Annotated in this window: 2 protein-coding genes; one reads left to right on the top strand and one right to left on the bottom strand. The window is 70.6% G+C overall.

The genetic code is table 11. The features are described 5' to 3' along the window. Positions 1–1,288, top strand: a 1,288-nt coding sequence (locus VFF46_RS08215) for an FAD-binding dehydrogenase (protein WP_325036427.1), incomplete at its 5' end; no start/stop codon positions are given. On the opposite strand, the gene VFF46_RS08210 is transcribed toward VFF46_RS08215, so the two are convergent. Continuing rightward, the coding region (locus VFF46_RS08210) for a serine protein kinase RIO (protein WP_325036426.1) at positions 1,285–1,972 on the bottom strand (688 nt) is incomplete at its 5' end. The two genes, VFF46_RS08215 and VFF46_RS08210, sit on opposite strands and share 4 nt — an antisense overlap.

Raw genomic sequence — 1,972 nt, 5'->3', positions numbered from 1 at the left:
CGAGCGTGGCGGGTACCACGCCGACGGCCACGGCAACTCCGTACCGCGCTTCCACATCACCTGGGGTACCGGGCCGGGCCTGGTCGCGCCGTTCGTGCGCCGGGTCCGGGAGGCGGTGGCGAAGGGGCTGGTCGAGTTCCGTTTCCGGCACCGGGTGGACGAGCTGACCGTGACCGGCGGTGCGGTCGACGGCGTCGCGGGCAAGGTGCTCGAGCCCAGCGACGTACCGCGGGGTGTGTCGAGTTCACGCGTCGAGGTCGCCGACTTCGCCCTGACGGCGCAGGCCGTGATCGTCACGTCCGGTGGGATCGGCGGCAACCACGACCTGGTCCGGCAGCAGTGGCCGCAGCGAATGGGCGAGCCCCCGAAGCGGATGATCAGCGGCGTACCGGCGCATGTCGACGGCCGGATGCTGGCGATCACGGAGCGGGCCGGCGGGCGGTACGTGAACCGGGACCGGATGTGGCATTACACCGAGGGCATCCAGAACTGGGACCCGATCTGGCCGCAGCACGGGATCCGGATCCTGCCCGGCCCGTCGTCGCTCTGGTTCGATGCCACCGGCAAGCGTCTGCCGGTGCCGCTGTTCCCCGGGTTCGACACGCTGGGGACGCTGGAACACATCATGCGGACCGGGTACGACTACACGTGGTTCGTGCTGACCCAGAAGATCATCGAGAAGGAGTTCGCGCTCTCCGGCCAGGAGCAGAACCCGGACCTGACCAACAAGGACGTGAAGGGCGTGCTCGGCCGCGCCCGCGGTGGCGCGACGCCGCCGGTCCGGGCGTTCATGGACAAGGGCGCGGACTTCGTTGTCCGCGGCAACCTTCCGGACCTGGTCCGGGGGATGAACGACCTGACCGGCGAGAACCTGATCGGCCTCGACGACCTGGAGAGGCAGATCCTCGCCCGCGACCGGGAGCTGACCAACACGTTCACCAAGGACCTGCAGGTGACCGCGCTCCGCGGCGCCCGCAACTACCGCGGCGACAAGCTGATCCGGGTCGCGTCGCCGCACCGGATCCTGGACCCGAAGGCCGGCCCGCTGATCGCGGTCCGGCTGAACATCCTGACCCGGAAGTCCCTCGGCGGCCTGCAGACCGACCTGGACTCCCGGGTGCTGCGCGCCGACGGCACCCCGCTCCCCGGCGTGTACGCCGCGGGTGAGGTGGCCGGCTTCGGCGGCGGCGGTGTGCACGGCTACCGCTCGCTCGAAGGGACCTTCGTCGGCGGCTGCCTGTTCACCGGCCGTACGGCGGGCCGCGCCGCCGCGAAGGCCGTCCGCTAGAAGACCATCGTGAGCAGGTCGGCGAACAGCTCCTGCTCGTCGATCTCCAGACCGCGGTTCGTGAACCAGGCCGCCATGTTGTGGCAGTCCCGCAGCAGGAAGTCCATGCCCTTCGGGTTGCCGACGATGTCGACGACCTGCGGGAGGTCGATCATCACGATCCGGTCGGCCTGGGCGAGCACGTTGTACGGCGACAGGTCACCGTGCGCGAGCCCCGCCCGGGCCAGCTCCCGCATGCCGTCGCGGAGCTGCTCGAAGTACACCGCGAGCAGGTCTGTCGGCGGCCGGACCTGAGCGAGCCGTGGCGCGGCACCGCCCTCGCCGTCGTCGATGAACTCCATCAGCAGCTCGGTGCCGTCCACCTGCACGGGGTACGGCACCGGGACGCCGGCCTTCCACAGCCGGTTCAGCGCCTCCCACTCGGCGTACGCCCAGCCGCCGGCCGCAACGCTGCGCCCGTGGGAGGTCTTCTTGGCCATCGCCCGGCTGTCGCGGCTGTTCCGCGTCCGGCGGCCCTCGACGTACGACGTACTGCGGTGGAAGGACCGGTGTTCCTCGGTGCGGTACCGCTTCGCGGCCAGCAGCGAGGACTTCGCCGGGTTGTCGCCGATGGCTTCGACGGCCCGCTCGAGCAGGAAGACGTCGGCTTCCTTGCCGGTTTTGAGGACGCCGAGCTCGGTATCG

The organism is Kribbella sp., assembly GCF_035655035.1.
Classification (GTDB): Bacteria; Actinomycetota; Actinomycetes; order Propionibacteriales; family Kribbellaceae; genus Kribbella.
This window is presented reverse-complemented; position numbering and strand designations above follow the sequence as displayed.